A 16116-nucleotide genomic window follows, 5' to 3' on the forward strand; every position below is an offset into this window, starting at 1 on the left:
CACCCCCACCTTCCGTCAATCCACCGCTCCAGCCGCACCCGGTGGGCACCCAGACCACCGAAGCCCCAGAGCCAGACCCCCGCCTCCACTCCACTGGGGATCGGCCCCCGGCTCACGGTCGGATATCCGATATCGAGACCTCGCGTCCGGTCTCGATCACCGTTTCGTACCAGTCAGGAACCCGTTCTGGTGCAATCCGCGACGGAAACCGTCTGATCTTTACGGATTCTCGTTCGCCCACCTTCAGTGCGCCGCCTCTGCCAGGTAGGTCCTCCCGGATCAGCCAGCCTTCGGGGAACTCCATCAGCCACCACTCCGTATCATCCTTGGAGCGGCCAAGCAGCTCCGTCGCGAGTGCGACGGCGGCAGGCGCTGGAGACCGGACTGGGGGGGTCCGCGTCACGCAGGGGGCCTTCGTGGTACGGACAGATCGTCCCTGAGGCTGTGCCACCAGTGCCGGCCTACCCCGGTGTCGGGGCGGCCTCGCAGCGCACCCGCGGTGAAGCATCTGCCGGGAATAATCACTCCGACGGGGATGAGCTCCCGAGCCTCCGCCACGGGAAAGGCGAGGTCGCTGTCGTGCTGATGACAACAGCGGCGGTGATCCGCTGATGGAGCAGGTCGAGAAGAAGATGGGAGGCGACATTGACGTCCGAGCCCTTCTCCTCCCGCTGGGCGACGGACACGAGGAACCGAGCCTCGGGCACCGGTTTCCCATCCGGATCCTGGATCATTATCGGCCACGCCGAGGTGGCCAGGATCACCTGGCCTTTCGGGCCCTGCACGGCCAGCGGAGCCTTGACAAGTTTGGTTATATAGCGCCCCGACGCGCAGGGGTGCTTTCCTCGACCGCCGCGTTCTTCGTGCTCACATCACTCCTCGTCCACGCCACGCGATGGGATGCTCGGCAGCGCCGGGTGGGCCCTGGTCCGCCGTCGTCGGAATACCCGGTGGGCTGCGGGGCCGCGTGGTCAGGGGGTGCTGTCGGCTGGGCTGGGGTGCTGGTCGGCGCGGGTGAGGAGGTGGCGTTCGTGGACGGTGGTGACGGACAGGGTGCGGTAGCCGACGTCGTCGAACAGGACGATGATCTTGTCGTCCTCGACGCGGACGACCTGGCCGTGGCCCCACGCGACGTGTCGGACCGCCGAACCCGCCGGGAACGGCGTCTCGGCCGCCTGATCGGCCGATCCATCGCCATGCACGCCGGTCGTGCTACCACTGACCGCGCCCGCCGACGACGGCCCCGCACCGCTGGCGGTCCCGGTCGCCGTGCCGGCCGACGTGCGGGAGTCGGCGGGGCGGCGCTGGTCTGGGAGGCCGGCGCGGCAGGTGTCGCAGTTGTCGCAGGGGCCGCAGGACGGCTCGCCGAAGTAGGCGAGCAGGAACGAGCGGCGGCAGTCGCGGGTCTCGGCGTAGCCGCGCATCATCTCGACCCTGGACCGCTCGATCTCGATGCGGGCGTCGGCGACGGCGAGCGCGCGCCGGGTGGCCTCGCCTGGATCGGCCGCGCTGGCGGCGGGACCCGCGGAGGCGGCCGCGCCGGCGGCGGAAGCGGCGGGCTCGGTGCCGTCGGGGCGGATCTCGAGGCGGCCGTCGTCGTGCACGGTCAGGACGTCGGCCGAGGTCAGCAGGTCGACGAAGCGGGTGAGGGCCGTGTCGCGGACGTCGGCCTCGTCGGCGAGCGCGCGGGCGGTGACCGGTTCGCCGGCGTGGCACAGCAGGGTCGCGACGCGGCGCAGTGCCGTCTCGTCGACGCGGCCGGAGGCGAAGAAGCGGCGCAGGCCGAGGTCCTCCGAGCGATAGAACAGGCAGGCGACGGCGGGCTGGCCGTCGCGGCCGGCGCGGCCGATCTCCTGGTAGTAGGAGTCGAGCGAGTCGGCGACCTCGGCGTGGATGACGGTGCGGACGTTGGGCTTGTCGATGCCCATCCCGAATGCGGTGGTCGCGACGACGACGTCGCAGCGGTCGGCCATGAAGTCCGCCTCGACCTCCCTGCGCCGCGCCGCCCGCAGACCCGCGTGATACGGGTGGGCGGCGAGGCCCAGGTCGGCGAGTTCCTCGGCGATCTCCTCCGTCACCCGGCGGGTCGCCGCGTACACGAGCGCCGGTTTCGCCTCCCCGGCGATCCGTTCGATCAGCGCCGCCCGTTTCGCCTTCTCGCCGGTGAACGTCGTCACCGACAGGAAGATCTCCGGTCGGTCGAAGCCGCGGACGACCTCGACCTCGTCGCGCATCCGCAGTCGCTCGCGGATCTCACGGCGCACCGGCGGGGCCGCGGTGGCGGTCAGCGCCACCACCGTTGGCCGGCCAAGGTCCTCGATCACCTGGCCGAGGCGCAGGTAGTCGGGCCGGAAATCGTGCCCCCAGGAGGCGATGCAGTGCGCCTCGTCGACGACGAACAGCGACGGTCGCGCCTCCCGCAGCGCCGCGCGGACGTCGTCGCGGGCCAGCTGCTCCGGCGCGAGGAACAGGAACTCGGTGCGCCCCTGCCGGACGGCGTCGAACGCGGCCTGCCGCGCGGCCCGCCCGGAGTCCGAGTTTGCCGCGACCGCCGCGTCGCCCAGCAGGTCCGACAGGCGTTCGGACAGGCCACGGACCTGGTCGCGCTGCAACGCGATGAGCGGGGAGACGACGACCGTCGGGCCAGCGAGCAGCAGCGCGGGAATCTGGTAGACCGCCGACTTGCCACCCCCCGTCGGCAGCACGCACAGCGTGTCCCGCCCCTGGAGGATGGCCCGCATCGCGTCGAGCTGACCGTCTCGCAGCTCGGCGAAGCCGAATCCCTCGGCCGCCACCAGCCGGATCAGATCACCCGTCTCGTCCTCGTCGACAGGCGTCCCGGCATCCTCCGATGCGCCAGGCTGCCCGGGAACCGCGGGTACCTCATCGGCCCCGGACCGCTCCCGCGCGACCGGGACGCCCGGCCCGGCCACGTCGGACGGTGACGACGGTGACGTCCGGACCTGGTCGTCGCAGGAGGCGCCGGGAAGCGGCAAGGGCTGGTCGACGCGGGTGGGCGCCGGTGGCTGCGGGGACGGGGGACGGGAAGCGGCGCGGCGCCGCCCCCGGATCCAGGCGGTCAGCAGTCTCGCGGTGTGATCACGACGGTTCATGGTGACGGAGGGCGTACCCCGTCCGCGACGCGGACCACCCTCGGGCAACCACCAACGGGACAACCGTCACCCGATCGCGTCGAAACCCACGGCGCGTGCACAGACGACCCGTCCAGGCAATCCCGCCCGGTCGTCACATCGCACGTGGCAACTCACCCACCCCACCTGCGACTCCGGAAAGTGTTCGATCGATTACAGTCATGCCCGTTCCGGGTTGGTCGCCGCGAGAGGAATCTGTCCATGCGTAGCCGGAGGTTCCGACATCTCGCGGCACCACTCATCGCCCTGCTGGCTGTGACGGCCGTCGCCGCGGCCCTCGTCGCCCACGGGGTCGGCGGCCACACCTCGGAACGGCGTGGCTCGGGTTCCCTCACCGGCGACAGCGGCGGCGGCGCCCGGAACGGCGTGCCGCGGCTGGCGTTGACCGACCGTCTCCGGCAGGTGCCCGCGACACCGGTCGGCAAGCTGCGCTTCGGGCTCGGACCGGGCCTCGACAGTGCGCAGAGCTCCCCGCTCGCGCCCGACCTCGACTTCTACAGCACCTGGTTCAACGGGCCGAACGACCTGGGCTTCCTGCGGCTGTGGAAGAACGACCTGATCCCGGAGGTGTACCAGTCCGGCCACGGCATCCACCTGATCGTCTGGCTTGACGGCACCGGCGACGTCGGCACCATCCAGACCTCCCACGGTCAGGCCTGCGGCCGCGCGTACCCGCTGTCCAGCCAGTTCCTCGACAACGCCCGCGAGCTGGCATCGATCTTCTCCGGCTCCGCCGGCGGACCGCCCCTCTACGTCACCCTGTTCACCGAGTTCCAGACGTACCCGTGCCATCCGAACTCGTGGGGCGACTCCCCCGACACGACCAACTACTACCTGGCCCTGCAGGACCAGTACCTCGCCGCGATGCGGATCTTCCACGACGGTGCGCCGAACTCCCGCGTCTCCCTCGGCTGGGGCGGCTGGCAGGACCGCTGGGACGATCCGCTGACCGGTGGCGGCCACTCGATGATCGCGCACTTCGCCGACGTGATGCGGGCCTCGGACTTCGAGAGCTTCCAGGCCATGGGCGACGACCCGAACGCCGCCGACGTGATCGCCATGACCCGGGAGCTCGGCCAGTACGGCCCGGTGATGCTCGCCCACTTCAAGTCGGAGCACCAGTCCAGCTGGGAGTCCGACATGCGGAGCCTGCTGACCGGAGACGAGCCACGCCAGCTCAGCCAGGCCGGCCTTTTCGCGTTCAGCTTCATGGACGCCAACAACATCAACGCTTCGCCCGACGCGCTGTCCCTCGCCCGCGGCGCCATCCAGAGCCACGGCGTCCACTCGACTGGTTAGACGAGGTCCGAATCGGGCGACGTCGAGGTCGAAGCCTGCCCGACGGTCGAGGCATGTCGGGCGGTCGAGGCATGTCGGGCGGTCGGCGCCGCGAGCAGGGAGCGCAGCGCCCTACGATCGGTCTTCAGGGTGCTGGTGACGGGAAGTGCCTCGACGAGGTGCACCTCGCGCGGGTAGCGCAGCGGCCCGAGCCGGGCCCGGCTCCACCGGACGAGCTCCTCCGCACAGGCCGTCCCACCCGGCGCGAGCTGCACGAACGCGACGACCTCCTCGCCGTGGCGCGGGCTCGGCCGCCCCACCACCCCACAGGCCGCCACGTCAGGATGGCCGAGCAGGCCATCCTCGACGTCACGCGGATAGACGTTGACCCCACCCCGGATGATCAGGTCCTTCATCCGGTCGACGACGAACAGGTAGCCGTCGGCGTCGACGCGGCCGATGTCGCCGGTGTGCAGCCAGCCGTCGCGCAGCGCCAGGCCGGTCGCGGCCTCGTCCCGCCAGTAGCCGGACATCATCATCGGCCCGCGCACGCAGATCTCGCCGTCCTGGCCCGGCAGAGCGGGTGTACCGTCCGACAGCTCGACACGCACCCGAGCCCCGGGAGCGGCCCGTCCGACGCTGCCCAGCCGGGCGGCACCCGGCGGCGTCGTGGCGATGATGCCCGCGCTCTCCGTGCAGCCGTACCCCTCGACCAGCTCGACGCCGGGCAGCCGGCGACCCCACTCGAGCGCCGTCTCCCGCGGCAACGGCGCGCCGCCGCTGACCAACCGGCCCAGCGACGACATGTCGTACAGGTGCAACGGCTCCGCGAGCAGCTGCGCGATCATCGACGGAACGAGCGCGCTCACGTTCACCCGGTGCTCGGCGACCAGTTCGAGCCACCCCCGCGGGTCGAACCAGCGCATCAGGACCGAGGGTCCCGGCTTGCGCGCGTGCAGCGCCATCACGCTGATCGTCAGCCCGTAGACGTGCGACAACGGCAACGGCAACAGCCCGACGAGCCCCTCGTCCTCCGCCCCCGCCGCCGCACCGTAACCCCCAGCGGACAGCGCGTCATGCGACAGGACGACGCCGCGCGCCCGCCCGGTCGTCCCGCCGGTATAGAGCAGCGCCGCCATGTCATCCGGCCCCACGGACGAAAGCGGCCCCTCCTCGCCCCCCGCCACCTCGTCGAACCGCACCACCGGCGGTCCACCCCGCTCCTGCCCGGCGCCGGTCGAGCGTGTGTCCGGGTGATCAACACCGCCGAGGCCCCCAGCACCGCCGGGGCGACCCGCATCGCCGGAGTGGCCCGCGCTGCTGGGACGATCCGCATCGTCGGCGTGGCCTGCGCCAGGGTGACCTGCGGCGTCAGCGAGGATGACCGCCCGGACATCGGGGCAGGCGCGGGCGGCCGCGCGCGTCTTCGCCAGGAAGTCCGGGGTGGTGACGACGAAACGAGCACCGCTGTCGGCGATGACCCGGCTCAGCTCCGGCTCATCGAGCAGGAACAGCACCGGCGTGACGACTCCGCCGGCCCGCCACACACCGTGATAGGTGCTGATGACCTCGGGGCAGTTCGCCATGTGGACGACCACCCGGTCACCGTCGCGCAGCCCCAGGGCCCGCAGCCCGGCGCCGAACCGCCGCGCCTGCGCGAACCGCGCCGCGGCGGACTCCACCCGGCCCTCGAAGAGCAGCTCCTCGGCCCCACCGGTGCGCTCCTCGGCGATCTCCGCGAGCCGCCCCAGACTGACCCCGTCCTGCCGTCGCCCGGCCGTGCTCACCATCCGCCGCAAACCTCCTACCAGCATCGCGTCTCGTGTCGGCCGCTCTCGCCGCTCTCGCCGTCGTCCCCGCACCGACGGCCCCGATCCGCTAGCGCCCGAAGAGTTTGACACCTCGAAGCCTGATCGTCACCCCACCGACATCCCCGGCGGGTCACCTTCGGGCAGAACCTCCGCGGTCAGGACGAGGGTGCGTGGGTGGTGGTGTCCGGTGGGGCGGTGGTGTCCGGTGGGGCGGTGGTGTCCGGTGGGGCGGTGGTGACGTCCTCGCCGAGGTAGGCCTGGCGGACGCGGTCGTCGGCGAGCAGGCCGGCGGCGGTGTCGGCGAGGACGACGCGGCCGGTCTCCAGCACGTAGCCGCGACGGGCGATGCGCAGCGCCGAGGTCGCGTTCTGCTCGACGAGCAGCACCGCGACGCCGTTGCGGTTGATCTCCGCGATCACCTCGAAGATGGTGCGCACGATCATCGGCGCCAGGCCCATCGACGGTTCGTCGAGCAGGACGAGGCGAGGGCGGCTCATCAGTGCCCGGCCGATCGCCAGCATCTGCTGCTCGCCGCCGGACAGCGTGCCGCCCGCCTGCCCGATCCGCTCCCCCAGCCGCGGGAACAGCGCGAGCACCCGGTCCAGGTCCGCGCGTGCGTGCCGGCGGTCGCGGTAGGCGCCCATCAGCAGGTTCTCCCGGACGCTCATGCTCGGGAACACCCGCCGCCCCTCGGGCACGTGGCTGACACCGCGGGCGACCAGATCGTGCGCGGGGATCGTCGACAGCGAGCAGCCGTCGAGACGCACCTCGCCGGCGCGGGGGCGCAGCAGGCCTGAGATCGTGCGCAGGGTGGTCGTCTTACCGGCGCCGTTCGCGCCCAGCAGGGTGACGATCTCGCCCTCGGCGACCTCGAGGCTGACCCCGCGCAGGGCGGTCACCGCGCCGTAGGCGACCTCGACGTCCGTCAACGTCAGCAGCATCAGCGCAGCTCCTTCCCGGTAGCGCCGCCGGCGTCCGGGCCGTCGTCGCCGACGCCGAGGTAGGCCTCGATGACGGCCGGGTCCCGCTGGACCTCGGCGGGGGTGCCGCAGGCGATGACCCGACCGAAGTTGAGCACGGCGACGGACGTGGCCAGCGACATCACCAGGCCCATGTCGTGCTCGATGAGCAGCACCGACATGCCCGTCGCGGCGATGCGGCCGATCAGGCCGGCGAGGTCGCGCTTCTCGGCCGGGTTGGTGCCGGCCGCCGGTTCGTCGAGCAGCAGCAGGCTCGGGCCGGTGCCGAGGGCGCGGGCGATCTCCAGTCGCCGCTGCTCGCCGTAGGGCAGGGAGGCGGCCACCTCGTGCGCACGATGTGCGAGGCCGACCAGGTCCAGCAGTTCCAGGGCGCGGCGCACCCCGTCGCGTTCGGCGCGGCGCGCGGACGGCAGCCCGAGCACGGCGGACAGCGGCCCGTACCGCTGCCGCATCTCGATGCCGACCTGCACGTTCTCCAGCGCCGTCAGGGCGGGGAACAGCCGGATGTTCTGGAACGTGCGGGCCACGCCGAGACGGGTGATCGCGTGCGGGCGGCGGCCGACGAGCTGGGCCGGCCGGTCCGGGGTGGGCCAGAACGTGACCGTGCCGTGCTGTGGCCGGTAGGCGCCGGTCAGGCAGTTGAACAGCGACGTCTTGCCGGCGCCGTTCGGGCCGATCACGGCGAGGATCTCCCCGCGGCGCTGGCGCAGCGAGACGCCGTCCAGGCTCGTCACCCCGCCGAAGCGCAGGCACAGGTCCCGGGCCTCGACGACCAGATCCGCGGCAGCGTCCTCACCTGGCCCCGGCCGCCGCGCCCCGGGCACGGCCGAGCCGACGCCGCCCCCGGACGTGGACGACGCGCCCAGGCCACCGAACACCCTGCCGAAGCCCGCACCCACACCGCCACCGCCACGGTGGGATCCGCCCCGGCTCACGGGCGGACCACGGTCGGCGTGGCGGAGCCGAGGGAGTCGGCGGCGCCGACACCCGCCTCCGACAGCTCGATCTCGCGACGGCGGCGCCGCGACGGCACCAGACCCTGCGGGCGGAAGATCATCATGACCACGATGACGGCCCCGAAGTAGATGTACCGGTCGGCGGGCTGGACCTTGTCGCGCAGGTAGAAGGCGAGCCCCTGCAGCACCACCGCGCCGACGACGACGCCGAGCCGCGAGCCCATCCCGCCGAAGATGACCACCGCGACGACGAAGAACGACGCCTGCAGGCTGAAGCTCTGCGGGTTGAAGAACTGCTTGGACGCGAACAGCACCCCGGCGAACCCGGACACCGACGCGCCGAGCGCGAACGCCAGCAGTTTCATCCGCAGCGTCGCCACCCCGGTGGCCTCGGCGGCGATCTCGTCCTCCCGGATCGCCGCCCACGACCTGCCGATCCGGGACCGTTCCAGCCGCCCGAAGGCGACCATCACCCCGACCACGATGACCAGCAGCAGGTAGTAGTACGGCAGCGGATCGATGCCCCACGCGTAGTCGACGCCGGCCAGATGGACCGACAGATGGGGCACGCCGAACGCGCCGCGGGCGCCGCCGGTGATGCCGTCGGCGTTGTTGGCGACCAGGTGGATGATCTCACCGAAGCCGAGGGTGACGATCGCCAGGTAGTCGCCGCGCAGTCGCAGCGTCGGCGCGCCGAGGACGACGCCGGCCAGCGCGGCGAGGATCAGCGCGATCGGGAAGACGAAGAACGGGTTGAGCACGAACGGCGCGTGCCACGGCATCGCCGTCGACGAGGAGAAGTAGGCGGTCGCGTAGGCGCCGATCGCGAAGAACGCGATGTAGCCGAGGTCGAGCAGCCCGGCATAGCCGACGACGACGTTGAGCCCGAGCGCCAGCAGCGCGTAGATCCCGATGTCGTTGACCATCGACTGCTGGGCCGCGGTCGAGACCACCAGGGGCGCGACGACCGCGACGGCGAGCAGGCCGCCGCCCACCGCGACCGTCCTGCCGCGACGGCCAGCGGCGGCGACCGACCGGCGCGCCGTCATGGTCAGCGTGGCGGCGGTGAGCCGCCGGCGCGGTGGCGCCGTCACCGCGGCGACGAGCCCGCGCAGCCGCGGGCCGAGGACCAGTACCAGCCACAGCGCGACGGCGAGCCCGAGGAAAAGCACGATCCGAACGTCGGCGATCGAGTCCCAGGCGGCTCGCAGCGGCTCGTCGGAGTCGCCGGTCGGCCCCGTGACGACGGCGGCGAGCAGGCCGAGCAGCACCGAGGCGCCGAGCGTGCGCGGGCGGGCGCTCATGCCGCCCGCCCCAGCCGCTCGCCGAGCAGTCCGGATGGTCGGATCATCAGGATCGCCACCAGGACTCCGAACGCGATGACGTCCTTGTAGGACGCCTGGAACAGGTAGCCGCCGTAACTCTCGACCAGGCCGAGCAGCAGGCCGCCGAGCATGGCGCCGCGCACATTGCCGATGCCGCCGAGCACCGCGGCGGTGAACGCCTTCACCCCGGGGACGAACCCCATGCTGTACGACGCGTTGAACGTCATCGCGTACAGGAATCCGCCCGCGCCGGCGAGCAGCCCGCCGACCACGAACGTGACGATGATGATCCGCTCGACGTTGACGCCCATCAGCACGGCGGTGTCGGCGTCCTGCGCGACGGCCCGGATGCCCTGGCCGAGGCGGGTGCCGGCGACGAGCCGGTCCAGCCCGACGAGCATCGCCACCGCGACGGCGAAGATCACCAGCGTCTGGGTGGAGACGGCGGCGCCGAACAGCCGGAACACGGTGCCGTTGTGGAACAGGTCCGGCAGGTCGACGTTCTGCCGGCCGAACTCCTTGCCGGCCAGGTTCACCGCGAACAGGGACGCGCCGATCGCGCTGATCAGGTAGGCCAGCCGGGGCGCCGCACGCCGCCGCAGCGGCCGGTAGGCGACCCGTTCGAGGGTGAAGGCGGCCAGCCCGCCGCAGGCCGCGCCGGCGCCGAGGCCCACCGCGACCAGCGCGATGGACCCGGCGCCGCCGGGCACCGATCCGTCCCCCGGCAGCAGCGCCCGGGCGGCGAACAGGCCGCCGAAGGAGCCCAGCATGAACACCTCGCTGTGCGCGAAGTTGATGAGCTGGAGAACCCCGTAGACGAGCGTGTACCCGAGCGCGATGACCGCGTACAGCGAGCCGACCATCAGACCGTCGACACTCAGCTGCCAGAACTGGTCCAGAAAACCCATGCACTCGCCTCGTCCATCCGCACCGATGTCAGGATCTGATCAGGTTCGCAGTGTTCCCAAGGACACTGATGGAACCGTTCTTGACCTGGTAGATGAACACGTTCGAGCCCTTGACCTCACCGCTCGGCTCGAAGGTGACGGTCTTGGTGATCCCCTGGAGGTTCACGCTGCCGAAGGCCTTGAGAACGGACTCCCGGTCCGCACCCTTCCCGAGCTTCTTGAACACGTCCGCCAGCGCCATGGTGGCGTCGTATGCCTCGCCGGAGTAGGTTCCGGGCTTCGCGCCGTTGTTCACCTTCTTGAAGGACGCGACGAACGCGGCGGCGTTCGGGTCGGAGTTCGCGTCGCCACAGGGGCAGGTGAGATAGGTGCCCTCGGCCGCGGCCTTGCCGGCCTGTGCCACGTACTGCGGGTCGAGTGAGCCGTCACCGCTGACGATCTTCCCGGTGAAGCCCTTCTCCTTCAGCGCCTTGGACAGCAGGGCGAGCTCGGCGTAGTAGCCGGAGTAGTACAGGACGTCCGGCGCCGCCGCGATGATCTTCGTGGCCTCGGAGGTGTAGTCCTTGGTCGGATTGATGCCGTCATGGGTGAGGGCGACACCCCTGGCCTTCAGCTCGGCCTCCAGGGCGGCCGACAGGCCGGTCCCATAGTCGCTCTTGTCGTCGAGCGAGAAGACCTTCCTGGCCTTGAGCACGTCCGACAGGTAGTCGGCCGCGGCCTTGCCCTGCACCGTGTCCGGGGCGATGACCCGGTAGAACGTCCTGAAGCCCAGCTTCGTCAGCGACGGGTTGGTCGCCGACGGGCTCACCGAGAGCAGTCCGGCCTGGGTGTAGGCGGGCTCACTGGCCTTGGTCGCGCCGGAGAACATCGGGCCGACCACGGCGACGACCTTCGAGTTGTCGATGAGCTTCTGGGCCGCGGTCGGACCCTGGTCCGGCGAGCCACCGTCGTCGGACTCGACGAGCTTCAGCTCAAACGGGGAACTCGCGTCGGCATTCACCTCGGAAACCGCGGTGCGTATGCCGTAGAGGGCGTTCAGCCCGAGCTGCTGGTTATCGCCCGAAAGGACCCCCTGGAAGCCGATGGTGATCGTCTCCTTGCCGGACGACGATCCACCCCCACTGCTTCCGCACGCCGTGGCGGACAACGCCACCACCGCGGCCAGGGCGACCGCTCCCACAAAGGGGCGCCTACGCATGCATTCCCTCCTCCGTTCGCTGGGAGCGACGCCGATGTCACCGCCCGACCCAGCCACCCTAGGCCCCACCGGCTGGCGGGTGCTCCACCGAGTTGGCGGAAACCTAGTCCTCCGAGCGGATCGCCCGAAAGTGCCCCCACCGGTTGTTACGCCAACGACACAAAAGTGGGGGTAGGCGCGCCGCCCGTTCACCCGTAACCCCGGCCCCATAAGCAGGGATGCTTCAGCGCGAACCGCGCGAAACCCGACAGCAATCAAATGGAGATTTGCTTCTAATGCGCGGGATTGAGCCACACGGGATCGCTGGTGCCAAGTCGCGCCGGCGGACTGTTCCAGCGCGGCGCTACCCCCGCGACGGTGCCGGCCGGGCGGATGTAGGACAGCAGCCCGAACCCGCTCGCCGCCGTCTCGCGGTAAGGCGCGACGTCGTCCGCCGCCAGATCGGGATGACCGAGGGTGTCGTGATGGCCGAGCTCCTGCAGCCAGCGCCCGGTGCGGGCCAGCGAGACCCGGACGTGCCAGCTGCCGCCCTCGGTCGCCCGCCGGGTCAGCGCGTCGAGCACGCCGTACGCGGCGAGATACCCGGTCGCGTGGTCGAGCGCCTGGGCGGGCAGCGGCAGCGGCTCCGGCGAGCCCGCCGCCCGCGCCCCGGCGAGCGCGATCCCGGAGGCCGTCTGCACGAGGCTGTCGAATCCGCGCAGCCCGCTCCACGGCCCCCGCCGCCCGTAGGCGCTCACGGTGGCGTAGACGATGCCAGGGCGCAGCCGGGCGACGGCGTCCGGCCCGAAGCCGAGCCGGTCAAGCGCGCTCGGCCGGTAGGCCTGCAGGACCACGTCGGCCGTGGCGATCAGCTCGCGCAGGCGCCGTGCGTCGGCGGCGACCCGCAGGTTGAGGAAGGCGTTGCGCTTGCCGAAGCCCGTGTCGACCAGCGGCGTGGGCAGCTCCGGCAGATGCGCGGCGCCGACCCGCAGCACGTCCGCGCCGTAGCCGGCCAGCGTCCGGCCCGCGATCGGCCCGGCGACGACCCGGGTCAGGTCCAGCACCCGCACCCCGGCGGCCGGGCCGTCGTGCGGCCGCAGCGGGCGCGGCGGCCAGGGCGAGGTGTCGTCCAGCCGGGTGATCTCCACCAGCGGAAGTTCGGCCAGCGCCCGGCCCTGGCGGTGCGCCGACCACTCGTGCTCCGACCGGGCCATGCTCGCGCACAGCCCCATCGCCTGCAGTTCCGTCTCCAGCGGCGCGGCGTCGAGGCGGTGGATCACCCGGGCGACGCCAGCCCGGTCGTTCGGCGCGCCGAGCAGGTCGAGCAGGCCGTTGCGGTGGTGCGGGAAGCCGCAGTGCAACTGGATCCACCGCCCGTCGGCAGTGGGGTAGTAGCCCGAGATGGGGTCGCCCGGGTCGGCCGGGGGTCGCCCGTCCACCCGCAGGTGGCGCTCGCTGCGGAAGACGGCAGCGGCGTGCCGGGTGTCGAGGGCGAGGTCCGCCGCGCCCTGCCCGGTGCGGGCGGACAACAGCCGTCCGGCGCCGACCGCCGCGGCGGCGATCGACGCCCCCGCCAGCGTCGTCACCTGGAACAGGCTGGGCAGCACGTCGGGCGGTCCGGACACGGCCAGTCGGTCGGCGACCGCCGGTTCCCCGACCACTGACGCGACCTGCTCGACGATCCCGGTGGCCTGCGTCATCTCCCCTCCCGGATCGCGGAACGTGCGCATGGCGCGGCCCGTATCGCCTCAGCCCGGCCGGGCGGGTCAGATGCCCGGCGAAGTGGCGCCGCGATACCGGCCACCGTCACCCCACGCCATGAGGTGACCTCACGTGAGCAGCGACGATGATTGTTACTGGCGTAGGGTGCATAGAATGCTACTTTGCGCATCGGTGGCCGGGGGCGGTTACGCGCTCGCCTTCGGGCGGAGGTGCGCTCATTCTGGTCATCGTGGCCTGACCCGCCCCCGGATGACCGGAGGGATACCGCAGATGGGTGCGCAACCATCGCTGTACGAGGTACTGGGCGTACCGCCCGACGCCACCGCCGAGCAGATCCGTCACGCCTACCGGCTGGCCGCGCGGCGTACCCACCCGGACGCGGGTGGCCGGGCGCCGGCGTTCGCCCGCGTGGCCGTCGCCTACCGCGTGCTCGGTGATCCGCAGCTACGCCGCCGCTATGACCAGCAGATCAGCGGTACGGCACGGCAGGCGGCCGCGGGCGCATACCCCTCGAACGGGCCATCCACTTCCTGGCCACCGCATACCGGCGCCCAGCAGTCGGCGTCTCCACCCCAGGCCGGCGGTGACAGCGGCGCCGGCACCGGCACCCCGGCGGACCGGGGTCCACACCCGCTAGCCCCGGGCGCGGACCCCGTGGTGCGTCGCCGCTACTTCATCCTGATGGGCATCGCCCTGACGCTGTTCATCCTGGGCGGCGCCGTCGTCCGCCTGTACTCCCTGCCCGCGGCCATGATCATGATGGTGGTCGCGCCGGCGGTACTCGGCGGCGCGACCAGCACCGCCAGGCGCGCGAGATCCAGCTCCGGCCGGCCCGGCGACTCCATGCCGACCGCGGCGCCGAGCCGGCTCAGCGCGGCGAGCGCCACCGGCACGCCCGCCCGCTCACCGCCATCGGCGATCTTGATGGCGACGGCGTGGCCGTCCGGGGTGGCCACGACCGTGACGCCCTCGGCCCCGTTCTTCGCCACCACCCCCGGCGCCACCCGCATCAGCTCGGTGTCACTGCAGCCGGCTCCGCCGATCAGCTCCGGATGGCCGCGCATCGCCTCGACCACCCGGCGCTCGGCGCTGCCCGCCGCGCCCTGGACCATGGCCCGCACTCCCCGGGCAAGCCCGGTCAGGGACAGCGCGAACAGCGGCGCGCCGCAGCCGTCGACCGCCGTGCCGGCGATCTGTTCGCCGGTCAGCTCCTCGATCGTGCGCCGGATGATCTGCTGGAGCGGGTGGTCCGGCTCGGTGTAGTCCTCGATCGACCAGCCCGCGGCCACGCAACAGGCGATCATTCCGGCGTGCTTGCCCGAACAGTTCATCAGCACCGGCTCCGGGCGCCCACCAGAACGAAGGTGCGCCTGCGCCGCGGCGGAGCTCAGCGGCAGATCCGCCGGGCAGCGCAGCGTGTCGACCGGAACACCGGCCACGGAGAGGATCTCCAGCACCCGGGCGACGTGCGCCGCCTCGCCGCTGTGCGAGCTGGCCACCATCGCCAGCAGATCGGGGGGAATGTCGCGGCTCAGGAACACCCCGTCGAGCCCGGCGCGCAGCATCGCGGCCGCCTGCAGTGGCTTGACCGCGGACCGAGGCAGGACCGGATGCTCGGGCGCGCCGATCCGCAGCGCCAGGGAGCCGTCCCGGGCCAGTCCCACCACCGTCCCCCGGTGCACACTCTCGACGAAGGGCTCGCCTCCGCGCAGACCCCTGACGACCTCGGCGACCACCTTCGGACCCACCGGCGGCTCCATGGCGCACAGACTACGACGGCACCACGCACGACGGGGGCAGACCGGGCGGTACGGCCACGCACGCCCGGCGCAGGCCGCATGGACGAAACCCCGCCGTAACAGTGCCCGCCGTAACAGTGACGGCCTCCCCTGGCGCCGCATACCCTGGCTGTGTGCCTGCCTACGACTACCGCTGCCGGGTGTGCGACACCTCGTTCGAGATCCGCCGCGGCATCACCGAGTCCGCGCCGGCCAGCGGCGTGCTCTGCCCCGCCGGGCACGATGAGACGTCCCGGATCTTCTCCGCCGTCGCTGTCGCCGTCGGCCGTGGCGCGCCCGCCCCCGCGATGGCCGCCCCGGCCACGGGTGGCGGCGGTGCCTGCTGCGGCGGCGGCTGCTGCGGCTGACACCCGCTACCGACCGGGACGGCCCTTCACGGGCCCCCGCGCCGCCCGGCTACGCGGCCCGACGTCCACCTGCCGCTCCCGCTGCCCGCCGCCCGCGGCCGCCCGATCCTCGATCAGGCGCCGGTGCAGCAACCGCAGCGTCTCGTCTCGTTCAGCCTGATCCAGGCCGGAGACCAGGGTCCGCAACAGGCTGCCCGACGCGGGCCACAGGTCATCACCGCCGCGCCCACGCATCGCCATACCCTCGTCCTACCCACCCGCGCCGCTGGTCACGCGCCCGGCACCTGACCGCCCTCCGGGGGCTGTACCGCGGGCTCGGCGCGAGCGGTCCGCTCGTCACCGCGTCCGGTTCGCCTCGCGGCGGCCCGGCCGGCCAGGTCTCGGCGCAGGGCATCGCCCTTCGCGCCGACGGCTCGCAGGCTTGTGCGTGCCGTGCGGCCACCGTTGCGCAGCGTGTGCTCCCCCCGTGCCCGCAGCGCGTGGCCGTCGACGGCCGGCGGGCCGAACACGATGATCCACGCGATGGCGAGGGCCCACAGCGCGGCCAGTGCCCCGAAGGCCAGCACGCCGAACCCGCCGACCAGCGCGGACAAGGCCAGCAGGACGACGCTGGCCACCAACCCCCACCGCACCAGCCGCCCGAGGCCGACCGGCTCCGGCC

Annotated in this window: 14 protein-coding genes and 1 pseudogene; 3 read left to right on the forward strand and 12 right to left on the reverse strand. The window is 72.3% G+C overall.

Annotated features, from left to right (window positions below):
* Positions 1–521: 521 nt before the first annotated feature.
* Both C1A33_RS36345 and C1A33_RS07940 read right to left on the reverse strand, forming a co-directional pair.
* Positions 522–707, reverse strand: a complete 186-nt coding sequence (locus C1A33_RS36345) for a PIN domain-containing protein (RefSeq protein WP_243407305.1) — start codon at positions 705–707, stop codon at positions 522–524.
* A gap of 264 nt (positions 708–971) precedes the next feature.
* Entirely contained in the window at positions 972–3113 is a 2142-nt protein-coding gene (locus C1A33_RS07940; RefSeq protein ID WP_101830875.1) for a RecQ family ATP-dependent DNA helicase, read from the reverse strand.
* A 240-nt stretch (positions 3114–3353) separates the two neighbouring features.
* Here C1A33_RS07940 and C1A33_RS07945 point away from each other — a divergent pair, with 240 nt between their 5' ends.
* Positions 3354–4451 (forward strand): hypothetical protein, encoded by a 1098-nt coding sequence (locus C1A33_RS07945; RefSeq protein WP_101830876.1) that lies wholly within the window; start codon positions 3354–3356, stop codon positions 4449–4451.
* Here the strand turns inward: C1A33_RS07945 and C1A33_RS07950 are convergent.
* From C1A33_RS07950 to C1A33_RS07980, 7 genes are all read right to left on the reverse strand, one after another.
* Positions 4448–6220, reverse strand: coding sequence for a class I adenylate-forming enzyme family protein (locus C1A33_RS07950; RefSeq protein ID WP_243407306.1), 1773 nt, complete (start codon positions 6218–6220; stop codon positions 4448–4450). The two genes, C1A33_RS07945 and C1A33_RS07950, sit on opposite strands and share 4 nt — an antisense overlap.
* A gap of 176 nt (positions 6221–6396) precedes the next feature.
* A complete protein-coding gene (locus C1A33_RS07955; RefSeq protein ID WP_243407307.1) occupies positions 6397–7182 on the reverse strand; it encodes an ABC transporter ATP-binding protein in 786 nt (261 codons plus the stop codon).
* Positions 7182–8045 (reverse strand): ABC transporter ATP-binding protein, encoded by an 864-nt coding sequence (locus C1A33_RS07960; protein WP_101830885.1) that lies wholly within the window; start codon positions 8043–8045, stop codon positions 7182–7184. Before C1A33_RS07960 ends, C1A33_RS07955 begins: the two co-directional genes overlap by 1 nt.
* Positions 8046–8152: 107 nt before the next feature.
* Complete coding sequence (locus C1A33_RS07965) at positions 8153–9481, reverse strand: branched-chain amino acid ABC transporter permease (RefSeq protein WP_101830878.1); 1329 nt, start codon at positions 9479–9481, stop codon at positions 8153–8155.
* Positions 9478–10410, reverse strand: coding sequence for a branched-chain amino acid ABC transporter permease (locus tag C1A33_RS07970; RefSeq protein ID WP_101830879.1), 933 nt, complete (start codon positions 10408–10410; stop codon positions 9478–9480). The genes C1A33_RS07965 and C1A33_RS07970 overlap by 4 nt, the downstream gene beginning before the upstream one ends.
* A 28-nt stretch (positions 10411–10438) precedes the next feature.
* Positions 10439–11608 (reverse strand): branched-chain amino acid ABC transporter substrate-binding protein, encoded by a 1170-nt coding sequence (locus C1A33_RS07975; protein ID WP_101830880.1) that lies wholly within the window; start codon positions 11606–11608, stop codon positions 10439–10441.
* Positions 11609–11880: 272 nt separating this feature from the next.
* Positions 11881–13287, reverse strand: a complete 1407-nt coding sequence (locus C1A33_RS07980) for a CoA transferase (RefSeq protein ID WP_101830886.1) — start codon at positions 13285–13287, stop codon at positions 11881–11883.
* 292 nt (positions 13288–13579) lie between these two features.
* Here C1A33_RS07980 and C1A33_RS36350 point away from each other — a divergent pair.
* Positions 13580–13711 (forward strand): annotated as a pseudogene (locus tag C1A33_RS36350) (J domain-containing protein); the annotation flags it as partial.
* Between the two features lie 266 nt (positions 13712–13977).
* On the opposite strand, the gene C1A33_RS07990 reads toward C1A33_RS36350, so the two are convergent.
* The gene (locus C1A33_RS07990) at positions 13978–15057 is read right to left on the reverse strand and encodes an asparaginase (RefSeq protein WP_243407308.1); all 1080 of its coding nucleotides are present in this window, start codon (positions 15055–15057) and stop codon (positions 13978–13980) included.
* Between the two features lie 164 nt (positions 15058–15221).
* Between C1A33_RS07990 and C1A33_RS07995 the strand changes: the two genes are divergently transcribed.
* On the forward strand, positions 15222–15455 hold the full coding sequence (locus tag C1A33_RS07995; RefSeq protein ID WP_101830882.1) for an FmdB family zinc ribbon protein: 234 nt from the start codon (positions 15222–15224) through the stop codon (positions 15453–15455).
* A gap of 6 nt (positions 15456–15461) precedes the next feature.
* Here the strand turns inward: C1A33_RS07995 and C1A33_RS08000 are convergent, their stop codons facing one another.
* The gene (locus tag C1A33_RS08000; protein ID WP_101830883.1) at positions 15462–15695 is read right to left on the reverse strand and encodes a hypothetical protein; all 234 of its coding nucleotides are present in this window, start codon (positions 15693–15695) and stop codon (positions 15462–15464) included.
* A gap of 29 nt (positions 15696–15724) precedes the next feature.
* Positions 15725–16116 (reverse strand): hypothetical protein (locus C1A33_RS08005; RefSeq protein WP_423748052.1); only part of this gene is annotated, 392 nt, incomplete at its 5' end.

This window comes from Frankia canadensis (assembly GCF_900197875.1).
GTDB lineage: Bacteria > Actinomycetota > Actinomycetes > Frankiales > Frankiaceae > Frankia > Frankia canadensis.